This window comes from Streptomyces sp. NPDC003943, from assembly GCF_053605265.1.
The window spans coordinates 1-18,310 of record NZ_JBSGIW010000030.1; the positions used below are offsets into that span (position 1 = coordinate 1).

Here is an 18,310-nt window from a genome sequence, read left to right on the forward strand (position 1 = left end):
CCCCGCGCCCTAGCCGCGGGGGCCAATACAGCCGTCCGCCCACCCCCGGCTGCCCTGAGCCCGCGGGCCCGGGCGGCGGGGCCCCCCGCAGCGCGGCTACCGGCAAGATCGACATGTACCCGGACGTGTCGTTACGTGTCCGACGTCGACCACTCGGGTATGAAACATGATCGACTCCGCTGCTTCACGGCGGTGGTCTTGCTCCGGGCTGTGACGGGGCTTACGTTCTCCTCCTACGCATCGCGTCTACGTGCGTAGAGGCTCTCTGACGCCGTGCCGAAGGAGCAGCTCATGACCGACGTCGTACGCGCCGCGCTCGTCCAGGCGACCTGGACCGGCGACACCGAATCCATGATCGCCAAGCATGAGGAACACGCCCGCGAGGCGGCCCGGCAGGGGGCGAAGGTCATCGGGTTCCAGGAGGTGTTCAACGCCCCGTACTTCTGCCAGGTGCAGGAGGCCGAGCACTACCGCTGGGCCGAACCCGTGCCCGACGGCCCCACGGTGCAGCGGATGCGTGAGCTCGCCCGGGAGACCGGGATGGTGATCGTCGTCCCCGTCTTCGAGATCGAGGGCGCCGGCTTCTACTACAACACCGCCGCCGTCATCGACGCCGACGGCTCCTACCTCGGCAAGTACCGCAAGCACCACATCCCCCAGGTCAAGGGCTTCTGGGAGAAGTACTACTTCCGCCCCGGCAACCTCGGCTGGCCCGTCTTCGACACCGCCGTCGGCAAGGTCGGCGTCTACATCTGCTACGACCGCCACTTCCCCGAGGGCTGGCGCCAACTCGGGCTCAACGGAGCCCAGTTGGTCTACAACCCGTCGGCCACCCACCGCGGTCTCTCCTCCTACCTCTGGCAGCTGGAACAGCCCGCCGCGGCCGTCGCCAACGAGTACTACGTCGCCGCCATCAACCGCGTCGGCATCGAGGAGTACGGCGACAACGACTTCTACGGCACCAGCTACTTCGTCGACCCGCGCGGCCAGTTCGTCGGCGACGTCGCCTCCGACAAGGAGGAGGAACTCGTCGTCCGCGACCTCGACTTCGGCCTCATCGAACAGGTCCGGCAGCAATGGGCGTTCTACCGGGACCGCCGCCCCGACGCGTACGACGGGCTGGTGCGGCCGTGAGCAACCTGTACGACCGCCACCGCGCCGTCATCCCCGACTGGGTCGCCCTCTACTACCGGCACCCCATCGAGCTCACCCACGGCGAGGGCCGCCACGTCTGGGACGCCGACGGCAACCGCTACCTCGACTTCTTCGGCGGCATCCTCACCACCATGACCGCCCACGCGCTGCCCGAGGTCACCAAGGCGGTCGCGGAACAGGCCGGGCGGATCATCCACTCCTCCACCCTCTACCTCAACCGCCCCATGGTGGAGCTCGCCGAACGGATCGCCGCCCTCTCCGGCATCCCCGACGCCCGCGTCTTCTTCACCACCTCCGGCACCGAGGCCAACGACACCGCCCTGCTGCTCGCCACCGCCTACACCGGCTCCAACCAGCTCCTGGCGATGCGCAACAGCTACCACGGGCGCTCCTTCTCGACCGTCGGCGTCACCGGCAACCGCGGCTGGTCCCCGACCAGCCTCTCCCCGCTCCAGACGCTCTACGTGCACGGCGGCGTCCGCGGCCGCGGCCCGTACGCCGGGCTCACGGACGAGCGGTTCATCGAGGCGTGCGTCGCCGACCTGGAGGACGTGCTCGGCCAGACCCGCGCCGGCGTCGCCGCGCTCATCGCCGAACCCATCCAGGGCGTCGGCGGCTTCACCTCCCCGCCCGACGGCCTCTACGCCGCCTTCCGCCGGGTCCTCGACCGGCACGGCATCCTGTGGATCGCCGACGAGGTGCAGACCGGCTGGGGCCGCACCGGCGAGCACTTCTGGGGCTGGCAGGCGCACGGCCAGGCCGGACCGCCCGACATCCTCACCTTCGCCAAGGGCATCGGCAACGGCATGTCCATCGGCGGCGTCGTCGCCCGCGCCGAGATCATGAACAGCCTCGACGCCAACTCCATCTCCACCTTCGGCGGTTCGCCGGTCACCATGGCCGCCGGGCTCGCCAACCTCACGTACCTCCTCGACCACGACCTCCAGGGCAACGCCCGCCGGGTCGGCGGCCTGCTCATCGAACGGCTCAGGGCCGCGACCGCCGGCGTCGACGCCGTACGCGAGGTGCGCGGCCGCGGACTGATGATCGGCATCGAGCTGACCGAGCCCGGCACGGACCGGGCGAACCCGGACGCCGCGTCCGCGGTCCTGGAGGCCACCCGCGCGAACGGGCTGCTCATCGGCAAGGGCGGCGGCCACAACACCAGCGCCCTGCGCATCGCGCCGCCGCTCTCGCTGTCCGTCGCCGAGGCCGAGGAGGGCGCCGCGATCCTCGAACAGGCCCTCAGGAACCTCTAGTTCACGATCCCTCTACCTTTCGGGGAGTAGTCCCGTGAGCACCCGAACCCTCATCCGCGGCGGCCTCGTCATCACCGCCGCCGACGAGACCCACGCCGACGTGCTGATCGAGGACGGGCGGATCGTCGCCCTCGCCGCCCACGGCTCCGACATCGCCGCCGGCTGGACCGCCGACCGAACGATCGACGCCACCGACCGCTACGTCATCCCGGGCGGCGTCGACGCCCACACCCACATGGAACTCCCCTTCGGCGGCACCTTCGCCTCCGACACCTTCGAGACCGGCACCCGGGCCGCCGCCTGGGGCGGCACCACCACCATCGTCGACTTCGCCGTGCAGAGCGTCGGCCACACCCTCCGGGAAGGGCTCGACGCCTGGTACGCCAAGGCCGACGGCAACTGCGCCGTCGACTACGGCTTCCACATGATCCTCTCCGACGTCAACGAGCAGACGCTCAAGGAGATGGACCGGCTCGTCCAGGAGGGCATCTCCTCGTTCAAGCTGTTCATGGCCTATCCCGGGGTCTTCTACAGCGACGACGGACAGATCCTGCGGGCCATGCAGCAAGGCTCCGCCAACGGCGGGCTGATCATGATGCACGCCGAGAACGGCATCGCCATCGACGTCCTCGTGGAGCAGGCCCTGGCCCGCGGCGAGACCGACCCCCGCTACCACGGCGAGGTCCGCAAGGCGCTCCTGGAGGCCGAGGCCACGCACCGGGCGATCCAGCTGTCCCGGGTGGCGGGCGCGCCGCTGTACGTGGTGCACGTCTCGGCCGAGGAGGCCGTCGCCGAGCTCGCCGCCGCCCGCGACAAGGGACTGCCGGTCTTCGGCGAGACCTGCCCGCAGTATCTGTTCCTGTCCACCGACAACCTCGCCGAGCCGGACTTCGAGGGCGCCAAGTACGTCTGCTCCACACCGCTGCGGCCGAAGGAGCACCAGGCGGCCCTGTGGCGGGGCCTGCGCACCAACGACCTCCAGGTGGTGTCAACCGACCACTGCCCCTTCTGCTTCGTCGGCCAGAAGGAGCTCGGCCGCGGCGACTTCTCCAAGATCCCCAACGGCCTGCCCGGCGTCGAGAACCGCATGGACCTGCTCCACCAGGCCGTCGTCGACGGGCACATCTCCCGCCGCCGCTGGATCGAGATCGCCTGCGCCACCCCGGCCCGGATGTTCGGCCTCTACCCGCAGAAGGGCACCATCGCGCCCGGCGCCGACGCCGACGTCGTCATCTACGACCCGCACGCCACCCAGACCCTGTCCGCGGCCACCCACCACATGAACGTCGACTACTCGGCGTACGAGGGGAAGACGGTCACCGGCCAGGTCGAGACCGTCCTCTCCCGCGGCGAACCCGTCATCGACCAGCGGAAGTTCACCGGCCGCGCCGGCCACGGCAGCTTCGTCCCCCGCTCCACCTGCCAGTACCTCTAGCACCGCGATCCGCGCCTGAACCAGGAGGCTGCCCCTTGGACTTCGGACTCGTCCTGCAGACCGACCCGCCCGCCTCGCAGGTCGTCGGCCTGATGCGCCGCGCGGAGCGCAACGGCTTCCGCTACGGCTGGACCTTCGACTCCGCCGTGCTCTGGCAGGAGCCCTTCGTCATCTACAGCCAGATCCTCGAACACACCACCAAGCTGCACGTCGGCCCCATGGTCACCAACCCGGGCACGCGCACCTGGGAGGTCACCGCCTCCACCTTCGCCACGCTCAACGACATGTACGGCAACCGGACCGTCTGCGGCATCGGCCGCGGCGACTCCGCCATGCGCGTCGCGGGCCGCAAGCCCAACGCCCTGGCCCGGCTCGGCGAGGCGATCGGCGTCATCCGCGACCTCGCCGAGGGCCGCGAGGCCGTCGTCGACGGCAACCCCGTCCGCATCCCGTGGGTGAAGGACGGCAGGCTGCCGGTCTGGATGGCGGCCTACGGGCCCAGGGCGCTCGCCCTCGCCGGACAGAAGGCCGACGGCTTCATCCTCCAGCTCGCCGACCCGTTCCTCACCGAGTGGATGGTCAAGGCGGTCCGCCAGGCGGCCGCGGACGCCGGCCGTGACCCCGACGCCCTCACCATCTGCGTCGCGGCGCCCGCGTACGTGGGGGACGACCTGGCGCACGCGCGGGACCAGTGCCGCTGGTTCGGCGGCATGGTCGGCAACCACGTCGCCGACCTGGTGGAGAAGTACGGCGAGCACTCCGGGATGGTCCCGGACGAGCTCACCGCGTACATCAAGGACCGGCACGGCTACGACTACAGCCACCACGGCCGTGCCGGCAACCCGTCCACCGACTTCGTCCCCGACGAGATCGTCGACCGCTTCTGCCTGCTCGGCCCGGCCGAGGCCCACATCGAGAAGCTGCGCCATCTGCGCGAGCTCGGCGTCGACCAGTTCGCCGTCTACAACATGCACGACAACCGCGAAGGCACCATCGACGCCTACGGCTCCGAGATCATCCCCGCGCTCAACGCCTGACCCCTCCACTCCGCCCAGGAAGGGTTCCGCCGCCATGACCGCCACCACCCCCTCGGACAGACCCGCCGACCCCGCCATAGCCACCTCCGGCCGCGTCGAGCTCCCGCCCGGCGCGGCCGGCGCCGACCCCCGCTTCGTCAACGACGACCTGCTCCCCGTCCCCCTCGCGCGGCGCCGCTGGACCACCTACAACTTCGCCGCTCTCTGGGTCGGCATGGCCCACAACATCCCGTCCTGGCTGCTCGCCTCCGGGCTCGTCGCCCTCGGCATGGACTGGCTCCAGGCCGTCCTCACCATCGCCCTCGCCAACGTCGTCGTCCTTGTGCCGATGCTGCTCACCGGCCACGCCGGACCCAAGTACGGCATCCCCTTCCCGGTCCTCGCCCGCGCCTCCTTCGGAGTGCGCGGCGCCAACCTGCCCGCGCTCGTACGGGCCGGGGTGGCCTGCGCCTGGTTCGGCATCCAGACCTGGATCGGCGGCCAGGGCATCTTCGTGCTGCTCGACAAGGTCTTCGGCGGTCACTGGGCCGGGGCCCGGGAGGTCGGCGGGCAGCCGTGGACGCTCTGGCTCTGCTTCGGCCTCTTCTGGGCCCTGGAGCTCGCCGTCATCCACCGGGGCATGGACGCCCTGCGCCGCTTCGAGAACTGGGCCGCGCCCTTCGTCATCGTCGGCGCGCTGGTGCTCCTCGGATGGGTCGCGGTCAAGGCCGGCGGCTTCGGCCCCCTCCTCGATCAGCCGTCCAGGCTGGGCTGGGGGGACGATTTCTGGCCAGTCTTCTTCCCCGCCCTCATGGGCATGATCGCCTTCTGGGCCACGCTCAGCCTCAACATCCCCGACTTCACCCGCTTCGGCGCCGGACAGCGCGCCCAGGTGTGGGGCCAGGCCCTCGGCCTGCCCACCACCATGACGCTGTTCGCGCTGCTCTCGGTCCTGGTGACCTCCGGCTCGCAGGCCGTGTACGGGGCGCCGGTCTGGGACCCGGTCGCGCTCGCCGCAAAGACCGACAACGTCTTCGGGCTGCTCTTCGCCCTGGTCACGGTGCTGGTCGCGACCCTGTCGGTGAACATCGCGGCGAACGTCGTGTCACCCGCGTACGACCTCGCCAACCTCGCCCCGCGACTCGTCGACTTCCGCCGGGGCGCGCTCGTCACCGGCGTCGTCGGCGTCCTGATCATGCCGTGGAAGCTGACCTCCACGCCCGAGCTGTACATCTTCACCTGGCTCGGCCTGGTCGGCGGACTGCTCGGTACGGTCGCCGGCATCCTCATCGCCGACTACTGGCTGGTGCGGCGCACCGTCCTCGACCTCGGCGGTCTCTACCGGGCCGACGGACCCTATTGGTACCGGGGCGGCTGGAATCCGGCGGCCGTGCTGGCCTTCGCGGTCGGCGGCCTCCTCGCGGTCGGCGGCTCCCACTCGGCACCCGGCACCGGGCCCTTCCCCGCGGACGGGCTGATCCCCTTCCTGAAGCCGCTCGCCGACTACGGCTGGGCGGTGGGCCTCGTCGCCTCGCTGCTGCTCTACACGGCCCTGATGGCAGGGCGGCGGACAGCGCCCGGAAGCGGCCGGGCAACCATGCGCTGATCTTTACCGGGCAGTCTCCATGGCATAGCCTCGGCGGACACGCGGCACAAGCGCGCGGCACGAGCAAGAGCAGAAGGCGGTCGTCGATGTCCGGCACGGAATCCTCCGACTACACCCAGCGCCTGGCCAGGCTGGAGACCTCGGGGATCAAGCGACTGCTGCCCACCCAGGCCCCCTACCGCTGGAACCTCAAGCGGCTCGGCCTCGGGCGCGTGCTCGACATCGGCTGCGGCCTCGGCCGCAACCTGCTCAACTGCGGCCCCGACAGCGTGGGCGTCGACCACAACGCCAGCTCCGTCGCCGTCTGCCGCGAGCGCGGGCTCACCGCCTACACCCCGGACGAGCTCGCCGCCGCCCCCGACTGCGGCCCCGGCTCCTTCGACAGCCTGCTCTGCGCCCACGTCCTGGAGCACATGGACGAGACGCTCGGCAACTCGATCCTGGAGCAGTACCTCCCGCTGGTGAAGCCCGGCGGCCACGTCGTCCTGATCTGCCCCCAGGAAGCCGGCTACAAGACCGACGCCACCCACGTCCGCTTCGTCGACTTCGACGGCCTGCGCGCCCACGCCGAGAAGGTGGGCCTCACCGTCGAGCGCACCTACTCCTTCCCCTTCGCCCGCACCGTCGGCAAGGCGTTCCCCTACAACGAGTTCATCCTCGTCGCCCGTACCCCGGCGGCCTGAACCACCAGGATCACGGCAGCGGCGCCGGCCCCCACCCGGGCACCTGCGCGGCCACGGCCCGCTCCCAGCCGGCCACGCCCCCGGCCACGGGCCACGCCCGGGTGATCTCCGGCGTCCGCTCGATCGCCCGGAGCGCCTTCGCGAGCGCCTGCCCCGCCACCGCCCCGCGCACCCCGTCGAGCGGACCGCCGCCGAGCGCGGCCATGCGGTACGCGTACTCCTCGACCGGCCGGGCGGCGCACAGCGCCACGTAGGCGGCGTCCACAGCTCGTGACAGCAGCAGCACCTCGGGCCGGCCGCCCTCGGCGAGGGCCGCGACGAGCCGGTCGTGCCCGTCGAGCACGACCGGCGAGTTCAGTCCGCTGATCCACCACAGCAGTACGGGTGGCAGCACGCCCTCGCGGTACTGGCGCCGGTACGCCCTGACCCGCGCCGCCCCCGGGTCGGACAGCGCCCGCAGCGGCAGCAGATCGCGGGCGTCCTCCGCCGGATCCCCGTGACCGAACCAGGTGAGATGGCCCCGGTCGGGATCGTGCGCGAGAAGCCCGGCCCAGTTGCCGTCCACGAACCAGCCCGGAGTCATCGGGCCCAGGTTCCAGTCGCCCTCGTGCAGCGGCCCCCCGGCCGCGACGCGCAGCTCCGCCTCCGCGTACGCGGCCCAGCGCTCCGTCCAGGCGTCCGAGCCGGGCGCGGCGAACGCGGCGACGGCGCGCGCCGTGCCGGCCCGCAGCGGCGCGAGCGGGGAGGCGTACCGCCCGGTCCGGGCGTAGTGGACCCCGCGGTGGCTCGCGCGCTGGCGGGCGAAGAGCACCGGCCGGTCGCCCTGCGTCAGGACGAGCCGGCCGCCGTCCGCGCACTCCATGCGCAGGCCGGGCCGCACGGGCTGTTCGATCCGCATGGCCGGAGCCTACGAGACGATGCGAAGACCCTGTCAGGGAACCCTGGCCGTCCACCCGGGCGACGAGAACTTCGCCTCGGCCAGCTCCTTGGCGAGGGCCAGCTCCTCCTCCGTGACGCGGCCCTCCGCCAGGCCGTAGCGATCACGGAAGGAGGCGATCATGCGGTCGATGACGGCCTCGCGCGGCAGGCCGGTCTGGCGGCGGAGGGGGTCGACGCGCTTCTTGGCGCTCTTCGTGCCCTTGTCGGAGAGCTTCTCGCGGCCGATGCGCAGCACCTCGGTCATCTTCTCGGCGTCGATGTCGTAGGCCATCGTCACGTGGTGCAGCACCGCGCCCGCACCCGCGACCATGCGCTTCTGGGCCGCGCCGGCGATCTTGCCGGCGTCCGTGGCGATGTCGTTCAGCGGCTGGTACCACGCCTTGACGCCCATGTCGCCGAGGGCGCCGAGCACCCAGTCGTCGAGATAGGCGTAGCTGTCGGTGAAGGACAGGCCCTGGACCAGGGCGTCCGGGACCGACAGGGAGTACGTGATGGTGTTGCCCGGCTCGATGAACATGGCGCCGCCGCCGCTGATCCGGCGCACCACCTCGATGCCGTGCCGCTCGGCGGCCTCCGGGTCGACCTCGTTGCGCAGCGACTGGAAGCTGCCGATGACGACGGCCGGGGAGCCCCACTCCCAGACCCGCAGGGTCGGCGGGCGGCGGCCGGCCGCGACCTCGGCGGTCAGGACCTCGTCGAGGGCCATGTGCAGGGCCGGGGACTGCGGCGGCTCGTGGATCAGCTGCCAGTCGTAGTCGGTCCAGTCGGTGGCGTGCGCGAGCGCCCGGCGGACCGCGACCCCGATGCCCTCGGTGGTCAGGCCGAACATCTCCGTGCCCGGAGGCAGCGCCTGGTCGATCCGGGCCGCGAGGCCGGCCGCGTCCGTGTCGGCGGGCGCGCCCTCCAGGGCCCCGTCGATCGCCAGGATCGCCTCGTCCGGCTCCAGGAAGAAGTCGCCCGCGACCCGCACCCGGCGCAGCACGCCGTCCGCCACGTCCAGGTCGACCACGACCAGCTTGCCGCCCGGGACCTTGTACTCGCCGTGCACCGGATCCGCCCTCCCACCTGTCAGGGGTCCCCAGTAAGGGGTGAAGCCGTCCAAAGCGTACTCCGCGGCCTGGCCGGTCTCCGAGGGCGGACGAGGAGGCCCCGGGAGCCCGGCCTATCCTGGGGACAGTGATCGCCGGCCCGACATGAGGAGTCCTCAGGTGACGTCGATGCTCGATGCCGTGGTCGTGGGGGCGGGACCCAACGGGCTGACCGCCGCCGCCGAACTCGCCCGCCGTGGCTTCTCCGTGGCCGTCTTCGAAGCGAAGTCCACCGTGGGCGGCGGCGCCCGCACCGAGGAGCTGACGCTCCCCGGCTTCCGGCACGACCCCTGCTCCGCCGTGCACCCGCTCGGCATCGGCTCGCCGGTCTTCGGCTCGATGCCGCTGGACCGCTACGGGCTCGAATGGCTGCACCCCGCACTGCCGATGGCCCACCCCTGGGACGACGGCACCGCGGCCGTCCTCGCCCGCTCCGTCGCCGAGACCGCCGCCTCCTTCGGCCCGCGCGACGCCGGCGCCTACCGGCGGCTCGTCACCCCGTTCGTACCCCGCTGGGACACCCTCGTCCGCGACTTCATGCAGCTGCCGCTCACCGCACTGCCCCGCGACCCGGTCACCCTCGCCCGCTTCGGACTCGCCGGACTGCCGCCCGCCACCTGGCTGTTGAGCCGCTTCCGCGACGAGAAGGCGCGGGCCCTGTTCGCCGGGCTCGTCGGCCATGTCATCGCCCCGCTCGACGGCATCGCCACCGGCGCCGTCGGCCTGGTCTTCGCGCTCGCCGCGCACGCGGTGGGCTGGCCGATGCCCCGAGGCGGCTCGCAGTCGATCTCCGACGCCCTCGCCGCGTACCTGAAGGACCTCGGCGGCGCCGTGCACACCGACTTCGAGGTCAAGCGGCTCGACGACCTGCCGCCGGCCCGCGCCTACGTCTTCGACACCTCGCCCACCGCGCTCGCCCGGATCGCCGGGCTCGGCGGCTACTACGACGGCTACCGCTACGGTGCCAGCGCGTTCAAGATCGACTACGCGCTCTCCGGGCCGGTGCCGTGGACCGCCGAGGCCGCGCGCCGGGCCGGCACCGTGCAGGTCGGGCCCACGATGGGCGAGATCGGCGCCGCCCTCGACCAGGCGTCCTCCGGCACCGCCCCCGACACCCCGTTCCTCATCACCGCCCAGCCCAGCCTGGTCGACCCCGGCCGGGCCCCCGAGGGCAAGCACGTCTTCTGGGCCTACGGCCACGTCCCCAACGGCTGGCGCGGCGACCTCACCGACGCCATCGAGCGGCAGATCGAGCGCTTCGCACCCGGCTTCCGCGACCTGATCCTCGCCCGCGCCACGGCCGGCCCGCCCGAACTCGCCGACCGCAACGCCAACTACATCGGCGGGGACATCGCCTGCGGCGCCGCCCGAGGCCTCCAACTGCTGCTGCGCCCCCGGCTCTCCCTCTTCCCCTACAGCACCCCGCACCCGGCGGTCTTCCTCTGCTCCTCCGCCACCCCGCCCGGCCCCGGCGTGCACGGCATGTCAGGGCACAACGCGGCCAAGGCCGTCTGGCGGCGGCTGCGCACGCCCGGGGCGCGCTGACCGGCGCGTAATGCGCGTGCGCGGTCCTGGCGGGCGCGCCAGGATGGCGGCATGAGCACCGTTCAGCCCGCCGTCGTCCTCGTCCGCGGCGACATCACCGACCAGGACACCGACGTCATCGTGAACGCCGCCAACTCCTCCCTCCTCGGCGGCGGGGGAGTCGACGGCGCCATCCACCGGCGCGGCGGGCCCGCCATCCTGGAGGACTGCCGCAAGCTGCGGGCCGGCCACTACGGGCGCGGCCTGGCCACCGGACAGGCCGTCGCCACCACCGCCGGCGAGCTCGCCGCCCGCTGGGTCGTCCACACCGTCGGCCCGCGGTTCGCCCAGGACGAGGACCGCTCGGAGCTCCTGGCCTCGTGCTACCGGGAGTCGCTTCGTGTCGCGGACGAACTGGGCGCGCGTACCGTGGCCTTCCCGGCGATCTCGACGGGGATCTACGGATGGCCGATCGGCGACGGCGCCCGCATCGCCGTGGAAACGGTGCGCGCCACGCAGACGTCCGTCGAGGAGGTCCGCTTCGTCCTTTTCGATGCCGCGGCCTACGCGGCCTTCGAGACGGTCCTGGCCTGACCCGTGGGAGCGGCGGGGCCCCGTCCAGGTGCCCCTTGACCAGGCCCTCACCCACGCCCAGGACTTGTATACGTAGTACGCGAGCCTCGTAAATGTACGCAGAAACCCGCCCCTCCTCCGGCGACGGCTCGGGGTGTGAGCGAGCTACGGGAGGGCGGTCAGGCAGAACTGCACCAGCCCGGCGTCGACGTCGAGGACGATCTTCTTCATCTCGGACCACGGCGGGTGGAAGTCCATGCCCCACTCGATCGTGAAGGCGAGGACCTTGGCCTCGTCCGGGTTCACGATGTGGCGCGCGAAGGTGTAGTCGTCGCTGGTTCCGCACGTCGGGTAGAGGTCGAAGGAGGGCTCGGGGGTGTACTGGACGCCGCGTACGCCCTTGAGCGCCTTGCAGAACTGCTCGGCCAGCACGGCGGAGTCGTCGTGGTCGGTCTTCTGGATGAACTCCGCGTAGAGCTGGTCGTTCTTGAGTCCGCGCTTGCCGTCGAAGGCGGGATTCTGGAAGTTCCTGGTCGGGTCGTTGGACTGGCTGTTGTCGTCGCCCCACGGGTAGAGCATCTTCTGCGTGTAGCTGTGCACGTCGACGAACCACCGGGTCCGCACGAACTGGTCCAGGAGCCAGCGGACGTTGCGGGTCTCGGGCTCCGAGAAGGGGGCGGGCCCCTGGTACGTCTGGTTGGGGTCGGCCGGGTCGTCGGAGACACGGACCGGGGCGAGGGGATGGAAGGCGGTCCGGAAGTCGAAGAGGAAGTCGAAGTTGCGGTTGATGTCGACGCCGACCGCGGCCGGGTCGCCGCCGGACTGGGCCGGGTTGCGGTTGCGCCGCCAGCCGTCGACGACGGTCTGGCTGTAGTGCCGGCCGTCCGGGTTGACCAGCGGGAAGACCACGAGGTCGAGTCCCTCCAGGATGCTGTGCACCTGGTCGGCGGTGAAGCGGGTGCCGCCGTACGCCAGGCCGGTGCCGCCGGCGTGGGCGTGCAGCAGGTCGGCTGCGAGGTTGACGAGGATCTCGCAGCTGCCCCATTCACGGGCGTGTGCGCCACCGATCAGTACGGCGGCGGGCTTCGGCACCAGGGTGTGGACGCCGATCCGCAGGGCGTGGCAGGTCCGGCCCTCGACGCTGGGCTCGGGCAGTTCGACGAGGTCGGAGGTGTTCGGGAAGGCGGCGGCCAGGCTGGTCACGCCGGAGTCGACCTCGGTGATGTTCAGGTACGTCATGGCGTCGCTCCTAGGCGTCGTTCACCTTGAGGGCCAGCCCTTGTGGGACCGCGTCCGCGGGGGCGAACCTGTCCCCCTCGCCGACCTCGGCCTGGCGGGCGCGTCCGGTGGCGGTGGCGTCCTCGACGACGCTGGCCGTGACGCCGTCGCGTTCGAACACGTCGGCCTGGTCGGCGGGCACGTAGGCGTCGATGGTGCAGCTGCCGTCCTCGTGCCGGCGGACGCGGCCGCCGACGTCGGGACGGGTGTCGCGCAGCAGCGCGCGGAGGGTGTCGGCGTCCCGGGCGGTGACCCGGACGCGCAGGATCGTGTGCTCGTGGTGGGACATGACGGCCTCCCTGGGGCGCCGTCGGCCGATGTCGCTGACGTCGGCTGATGTCGACTCGAAGGTATGGATACGTACGTATATGGGCGATGTGTACGTCGTATCCTCAGCGTGCGCCTTCGCCGTAGAACGCGTCAAGGGGCGCCTCGGGCATGCCGCCGAGCAGGCTGTCGAGGCCCTCGATCAGCTCGCGCTCGTCGTCGTACTCCGCCAGTTGCGGGACGAGCGCGCGCAGTCGCGGGTACTCGGCGGCGGGCAGTCGGTGCAGGCCCAGGCGCAGCATGACGTCCGGCTCGTCGGGGTTGTCGACCACCTGGCGCTTGTCCACGAGGAGGCAGCCGAGGTTCCAGGCCACGAACGTGCGGTAGATCATCAGTGCGGTGGCGTCGTCGAAGCCGGCCCGGCCGAGGACGGCGAGCATGTGCTCGGTGAGCTGGAGCATCGGTGCCGGGCGGCGGGCCACCGGCACGCTGAGCGGGCGGGTGGCCACCACGGGCAGGAGCTCGGGGTGGGCGTGCACCGAGGCCGAGAAGGCGCGGGCGATCCGGCGCAGCTCCGCGCGCCAGGAGGGCACGGCGGCCTCGGCCGAGGTGCGCAATCGGTCGTTGACCTCGGTGAAGAAGGCCTCGACCAGGCCGTCGAGGAGCGCCTCCTTGCTGGCCGTGTACCGGTAGATGGCCATCGGCTCCACGCCCAGGTCGGCAGCCAGACGCCGCATGGTCAGCGCCCCGAGGCCCTCCCGGTCGACCAGTGCCACGGCGGCCGCGAGCACGAGGGGGCGGCTGAGGCGCCGCCGCCTGGCGGGGGTGCCAGGGTCCGGTCCAGTCATGTCCGCACTCCCATCGCCCCGCCCGGCGACGTCATCGGGGCGTGCCGGTCGACCTGTGGATACCGGGATACACAGTACACTTACTCCAATATTGTACTTAATGCCTCGCCGAGGCCGAAGGCGCCGGGTCGCCGCCCGGGCCACCGAGTCCGTCTCCGCCCCCGGCGCTTGCGCCCGCACGTCGATGTCGTTTTCTCGCCAGCCGTCTCCATCGGGATCACCCATCCTGGAGCCATGCACACCGACACCGAGCGCTGCGTCCGGGCCGTCCAGTCGAAGGACGCCCGCTTCGACGGCGTCTTCTTCACCGCCGTCCGCACCACTCGGATCTACTGCCGGCCCAGCTGCCCGGCCGTGCCGCCGAGGCCCGAGAACATGGAGTTCCACCCCACCGCCGCCTCCTGCCAGCGGGCCGGCTTCCGGGCCTGCAAGCGCTGCCGGCCGGACACCAGCCCCGGCTCGCCCGCCTGGGACGTGCGCGCCGACTCCGTGGCCCGTGCCATGCGGCTCATCAGGGACGGCATCGTCGACCGGGAGGGCGTCCCGGGCCTCGCCACCCGGCTCGGCTACTCGACCCGGCAGATCGAGCGCCAGCTGCTCGCCGAACTCGGCGCCGGGCCGCTCGCCCTCGCCCGCGCCCAGCGGGCCCAGACCGCGCGCCTGCTCATCGAGACCACCCCGCTGCCCATGGCCGAGATCGCCTTCGCCGCCGGCTTCGCCTCGATCCGCACCTTCAACGACACCGTCCGCCAGGTCTTCGCGCTCACCCCGGGCGACCTGCGCGCCCGCGCCGCCCGGACCGGCGCCGTACCGCCCGCCCCCTCCGGGGCGATCACCCTGCGGCTGCCGTTCCGCGCGCCCCTCAACCCCTCGAACCTCTTCGGCCACCTCGCCGCCACCGCCGTCCCCGGCGTGGAGGAGTGGCGCGACGGCGCCTACCGCAGGACGCTGAGCCTCCCGTACGGGCACGGCATCGTCGCCCTCGCCCCGCGCGCCGACCACGTCCTGTGCCGGCTCTCGCTCACCGACCCGCGCGACCTCACGCTCGCCATCAACCGCTGCCGCCGGCTGCTCGACCTCGACGCCGACCCCGTCGCCGTCGACGAACAGCTGCGCGCCGACCCGCTGCTCGCGCCGCTCGTCGACGCGGGCCCGGGGCGGCGGGTGCCGCGGACCGTGGACGCCGCCGAGTTCGCCGTACGGGCGGTGCTCGGCCAGCAGGTGTCCACGGCCGCCGCGCGCACCCACGCCGCCCGGCTGGTCGCCGCGCACGGCGTGCCCGTCGAGGACCCGGAGGGCGGCCTCACCCACCTCTTCCCGACCCCCGAGGCGCTCGCCGGCCTCGACCCGGAGACCCTCGCCCTGCCGCGCAGCCGCCGCGCCACCCTGCTCACCCTCGTCACCGCCCTCGCCGACGGCAGCCTCGCCCTCGGCCCCGAGAGCGACTGGGACGAGGCCCGTGAGCGGCTGCGCGCGCTGCCCGGCTTCGGCCCCTGGACCACCGAGGTCATCGCCATGCGGGCGCTCGGCGACCCCGACGCCTTCCTCCCCGGCGACCTCGGCGTGCGCCGCGCCGCCCAGGGCCTCGGCCTGCCCGCCGGACCCGCCGCGCTCACCGTCCGGGCCGCCCGGTGGCGCCCCTGGCGGGCCTACGCCGTCCAGTACCTCTGGGCCACCGACGCCCACCCGATCAACCACCTCCCCGCGTAAGGACCTCCGCTCATGCCCACCGTGCAGCACACGGTCGTGGACAGCCCCTACGACCTGCTGACCCTCGTCGCCGTCGACGGCGTCCTCAGCCGCATGTACATGACCGACCAGCGGCACCGCCCGCCGGAGGAGACCTTCGGCACCCCCGACCCGCGCCCCTTCACCGAGGCGGTGCGCCAGCTCGACGCCTACTTCGCCGGCGAACTCACCGAGTTCGACCTGCCGTTGAAGCTCATCGGCACCCCGTTCCAGCTCCGCGTCTGGGAGCAGCTCCGGCTCATCCCGTACGGCGAGACCCGCACGTACGGCGAACTCGCGGAGGCCCTCGGCAACCCCGGCGCCTCACGCGCCGTCGGCCTCGCCAACGGCAAGAACCCGGTCACGATCATCGTCCCCTGCCACCGGGTGATCGGGGCCGGCGGCAGCCTCACCGGCTACGGCGGCGGCCTGGACCGCAAGAAGCGCCTGCTCGCCTTCGAAGCGGGCGCCCGCGACGACGCCCTCTTGTGATTCCTGCCGTCAGGTCCCTAGCGCAGGCTGTCGAGCAACGCCGGCAGCGCAGTGCCGATCGGCTCGCGGACGATCTCGTCCGCGAGCGGGTCGTACGGCGTCGGCTCGGCGTTCACGATGATCAGCCGCGCCCCGTGCTCCGCCGCGATCCCGGCGAGCGAGGCCGCGGGCTGCACGTGCAGGCTCGTACCGACCGCGATGAAGACCTCCGTGGCCTTCGCGATCGACATCGCCTCGCCGAGCACCTGCGGATCGAGCCGCTGCCCGAACATCACCGTCGCCGACTTCAGGATCCCGCCGCACGCCAGGCACGCCGGGTCCGGCTCACCGGCCCGCACCCGCGCGAGGGCGTCCTCCATCGGCGAGCGGGCGTGGCACGCCGTGCACACCACCGTCCGCGCCGAGCCGTGCAGTTCGAGCACCTTCCGCTCCGGCACCCCGGCCAGCTGATGCAGCCCGTCCACGTTCTGCGTGATGACCCGCAGCGCGTTCCCGCTCTTCTCGTACGCGGCGATCGCCTCGTGCGCCGCGTTCGGCCGCGCCCTGAGGACCGGCCCGTCCAGTCGCATCCGCCACGACCGGCAGCGGATCTCCGGGTCGGCCATGTACGGCCCGTAGGTGACGAGCCGCTCGGCCTCAGGGTCCTTCCGCCACAAGCCGTTGGGCCCCCGGTAGTCGGGAATGCCGGAGTCGGTGGAGATACCGGCACCACTGAGAATCGCGACCATGGTCATACCGCGAGCCTAGGTCGGCCCACGGACCTCCCGCGAGCCGATTTACCGGCGGTCAGCAAGGTCGTTCCCCGCGCCGCCCACTCACGGCACTGCCCGCTCACCGCACCGGCCGGCCGTTCTCCAGTTCCGCCGGGCCACGGCCGGCCGTCAGGGCGTCCAGGGCGGCCGCCACCCGCAGACCCAGACCCGCCAGGAGGTAGCCCGGCAGCTCCGCCGGCTCCACCAGCTTCCAGGAGACCAGCTCCGCCTCCTGGAGGCGGATCGCGGCGAACTGCTCGTCCGAGAGGACACCGCCGTCGAAGACGTACGCCACGAGCGGCGGGCGGCCCGGGCCGTGCGACCAGTCGACCGCGAGCAGCGCGCCGAGCTCCGGGTCCAGGCCGATCTCCTCGGCCGTCTCGCGGCGGGCGGCCTGGCGCGGCGTCTCGCCCGTGTCGGACTCGATCGTGCCGCCCGGAAGCGCCCAGCCCTCCCGGTAGTTCGGCTCGACGACGAGGACCCGGCCGGTCCGGTCCCGGAAGAGGGCGGCGGCACCGGCCAGGACCCGGGGCAGGCTCGCGATGTACGTGGCGTAGTCAGAGGTCGTCATCCCGTCAGCGTAGCCAGCCGCACCGTCCGCTCGGCCAGCTCGCTGATCCTCGCCCGGTCGAAACCGGCGACCGCGCTGCGCACCCGGTCCGCCAGCGGCTCCGACCACTGCGACGGGATCGCCGCCGCCCCGCACAGCACGCCCGCGACCGAACCGGCCGTCGCCCCGTTGGAGTCGGTGTCCAGGCCGCCGCGCACGGTGAGCGCGATCGTGCGCGTGAAGTCGCCCTCCCCGTACAGCAGTCCGGCGGTCAGCACGGCCGCGTTCGGGATCGTGTGGAGCCAGCCGAGCGCGCCCGTCTCCTTCGCCAGTTCGGCGAGCGCCTCGGACCACTCGACGCCCGCCTCGTGCAGCGCCATCGTGTGCCGCACGGTCCGGGCGAGCCGGCAGCTCGCGGGGATCCGCTCCAGGGCGGCCGCCACCGCCGTGCGCGCGTCGGGCGCGGTGAAGGCCGCGGCCACGAGCGCGGCCGCCCACATCGCCCCGTACACCCCGTTCCCGGTGTGCGAGAGCACCGCGTCCCGGCGGGCCAGTGACGCGGCCCGGCGCGGATCGCCGGGCGAGGTCAAGCCGTACACGTCCGCCCTGATCAGCGCGCCGATCCACTCCTGGTACGGGTTGTCGAAGGTGGCGGTGAGCGGCGGCTTCAGCCCGTTGGCCAGATTGCGGTAGGCCACCCGCTCGGCGGTGAACGTCTGCAGGTACGGCAGCCGCAGCAGCCACTGCTCGCCGACCTGCTCGGTGGTGAAGGAGAAGCCGCGGGTCTCCAGGAGGTGCAGGCCCAGGATCGTGTAGTCGATGTCGTCGTCACGGCAGCTGCCGTGGATCCGGCCGCGCACGCACTGCGGCCACTCCGGCCGCAGCTCGAAGCCGTCCGCTCCGGCGGCCGGCGGCGCGGGCAGGTAGTCGGTGAGCGGCAGCGCGCCGGTCAGCCGCAGATAGGCGTCGATCCGCTCCCGCGTCCAGTGCTCGCCGCTCTCCACCGGCTTGCCGAGCATGTTCCCGGCGATCCGCCCGGTCCAGCCGCCGAGGATCCGGTCGGCGAGTTCGCTGTGCTTGAGCAGGCCCATGCCTCCGGTGTACCGAATGCGCGGCC

18 protein-coding genes are annotated in these 18,310 nt (G+C 72.5%); 10 read left to right on the forward strand and 8 right to left on the reverse strand.

Features of this window, described 5'->3' with window-relative positions; all coding sequences use genetic code 11:
* Positions 1-291: 291 nt before the first annotated feature.
* The 6 genes from ACWEV0_RS15110 (at position 292) to ACWEV0_RS15135 (ending at position 7,154) form a co-directional block, all read left to right on the forward strand.
* On the forward strand, positions 292-1,134 hold the full coding sequence (locus ACWEV0_RS15110) for a nitrilase-related carbon-nitrogen hydrolase (protein ID WP_453149729.1): 843 nt from the start codon (positions 292-294) through the stop codon (positions 1,132-1,134).
* Positions 1,131-2,414, forward strand: coding sequence for an aspartate aminotransferase family protein (locus ACWEV0_RS15115; RefSeq protein WP_453149730.1), 1,284 nt, complete (start codon positions 1,131-1,133; stop codon positions 2,412-2,414). The genes ACWEV0_RS15110 and ACWEV0_RS15115 overlap by 4 nt, the downstream gene beginning before the upstream one ends.
* A 34-nt stretch (positions 2,415-2,448) precedes the next feature.
* On the forward strand, positions 2,449-3,849 hold the full coding sequence (gene hydA / locus ACWEV0_RS15120; RefSeq protein ID WP_453149731.1) for a dihydropyrimidinase: 1,401 nt from the start codon (positions 2,449-2,451) through the stop codon (positions 3,847-3,849).
* Between the two features lie 35 nt (positions 3,850-3,884).
* Positions 3,885-4,886, forward strand: a complete 1,002-nt coding sequence (locus ACWEV0_RS15125; RefSeq protein ID WP_453149732.1) for a TIGR03842 family LLM class F420-dependent oxidoreductase — start codon at positions 3,885-3,887, stop codon at positions 4,884-4,886.
* 34 nt (positions 4,887-4,920) lie between these two features.
* Positions 4,921-6,471, forward strand: coding sequence for an NCS1 family nucleobase:cation symporter-1 (locus ACWEV0_RS15130; protein ID WP_453149733.1), 1,551 nt, complete (start codon positions 4,921-4,923; stop codon positions 6,469-6,471).
* An 86-nt stretch (positions 6,472-6,557) separates the two neighbouring features.
* Positions 6,558-7,154 carry a class I SAM-dependent methyltransferase gene (locus ACWEV0_RS15135; protein WP_453149734.1) on the forward strand — a complete coding sequence of 199 codons (597 nt, stop codon included), beginning with the start codon at positions 6,558-6,560 and terminating at the stop codon, positions 7,152-7,154.
* 10 nt (positions 7,155-7,164) lie between these two features.
* On the opposite strand, the gene ACWEV0_RS15140 is transcribed toward ACWEV0_RS15135, so the two are convergent.
* The gene (locus ACWEV0_RS15140) at positions 7,165-8,052 is read right to left on the reverse strand and encodes a hypothetical protein (protein WP_453149735.1); all 888 of its coding nucleotides are present in this window, start codon (positions 8,050-8,052) and stop codon (positions 7,165-7,167) included.
* A gap of 33 nt (positions 8,053-8,085) precedes the next feature.
* On the reverse strand, positions 8,086-9,141 hold the full coding sequence (locus tag ACWEV0_RS15145; protein ID WP_453149736.1) for a lipoate--protein ligase family protein: 1,056 nt from the start codon (positions 9,139-9,141) through the stop codon (positions 8,086-8,088).
* 160 nt (positions 9,142-9,301) lie between these two features.
* Between ACWEV0_RS15145 and ACWEV0_RS15150 the strand changes: the two genes are divergently transcribed.
* Complete coding sequence (locus ACWEV0_RS15150) at positions 9,302-10,726, forward strand: phytoene desaturase family protein (protein ID WP_453149737.1); 1,425 nt, start codon at positions 9,302-9,304, stop codon at positions 10,724-10,726.
* A 51-nt stretch (positions 10,727-10,777) separates the two neighbouring features.
* Positions 10,778-11,299, forward strand: a complete 522-nt coding sequence (locus tag ACWEV0_RS15155) for an O-acetyl-ADP-ribose deacetylase (RefSeq protein WP_453149738.1) — start codon at positions 10,778-10,780, stop codon at positions 11,297-11,299.
* A 144-nt stretch (positions 11,300-11,443) separates the two neighbouring features.
* Here the strand turns inward: ACWEV0_RS15155 and ACWEV0_RS15160 are convergent, their stop codons facing one another.
* The 3 genes from ACWEV0_RS15160 to ACWEV0_RS15170 all read right to left on the reverse strand — a co-directional run bounded on the left by ACWEV0_RS15160 (position 11,444) and on the right by ACWEV0_RS15170 (position 13,671).
* Positions 11,444-12,517 (reverse strand): M14 family metallopeptidase, encoded by a 1,074-nt coding sequence (locus ACWEV0_RS15160; protein WP_453149739.1) that lies wholly within the window; start codon positions 12,515-12,517, stop codon positions 11,444-11,446.
* 10 nt (positions 12,518-12,527) lie between these two features.
* Positions 12,528-12,845: a hypothetical protein gene (locus ACWEV0_RS15165; RefSeq protein ID WP_453149740.1), complete on the reverse strand. Its 318-nt coding sequence runs from the start codon at positions 12,843-12,845 to the stop codon at positions 12,528-12,530.
* Between the two features lie 103 nt (positions 12,846-12,948).
* Positions 12,949-13,671, reverse strand: coding sequence for a TetR/AcrR family transcriptional regulator (locus ACWEV0_RS15170; protein WP_453149741.1), 723 nt, complete (start codon positions 13,669-13,671; stop codon positions 12,949-12,951).
* 234 nt (positions 13,672-13,905) lie between these two features.
* Between ACWEV0_RS15170 and ACWEV0_RS15175 the strand changes: the two genes are divergently transcribed.
* Positions 13,906-15,381, forward strand: coding sequence for an AlkA N-terminal domain-containing protein (locus ACWEV0_RS15175; RefSeq protein ID WP_453149742.1), 1,476 nt, complete (start codon positions 13,906-13,908; stop codon positions 15,379-15,381).
* 12 nt (positions 15,382-15,393) lie between these two features.
* Positions 15,394-15,891: a methylated-DNA--[protein]-cysteine S-methyltransferase gene (locus ACWEV0_RS15180; protein WP_453149743.1), complete on the forward strand. Its 498-nt coding sequence runs from the start codon at positions 15,394-15,396 to the stop codon at positions 15,889-15,891.
* Between the two features lie 17 nt (positions 15,892-15,908).
* Here ACWEV0_RS15180 and ACWEV0_RS15185 read toward each other — a convergent pair whose 3' ends face one another.
* From ACWEV0_RS15185 to ACWEV0_RS15195, 3 genes are all read right to left on the reverse strand, one after another.
* A complete protein-coding gene (locus ACWEV0_RS15185; RefSeq protein WP_453149744.1) occupies positions 15,909-16,625 on the reverse strand; it encodes an SIR2 family NAD-dependent protein deacylase in 717 nt (238 codons plus the stop codon).
* Between the two features lie 97 nt (positions 16,626-16,722).
* On the reverse strand, positions 16,723-17,214 hold the full coding sequence (locus tag ACWEV0_RS15190; RefSeq protein WP_453149745.1) for an NUDIX domain-containing protein: 492 nt from the start codon (positions 17,212-17,214) through the stop codon (positions 16,723-16,725).
* Positions 17,211-18,284, reverse strand: a complete 1,074-nt coding sequence (locus ACWEV0_RS15195; RefSeq protein WP_453149746.1) for an ADP-ribosylglycohydrolase family protein — start codon at positions 18,282-18,284, stop codon at positions 17,211-17,213. Before ACWEV0_RS15195 ends, ACWEV0_RS15190 begins: the two co-directional genes overlap by 4 nt.
* Positions 18,285-18,310: the final 26 nt, after the last annotated feature.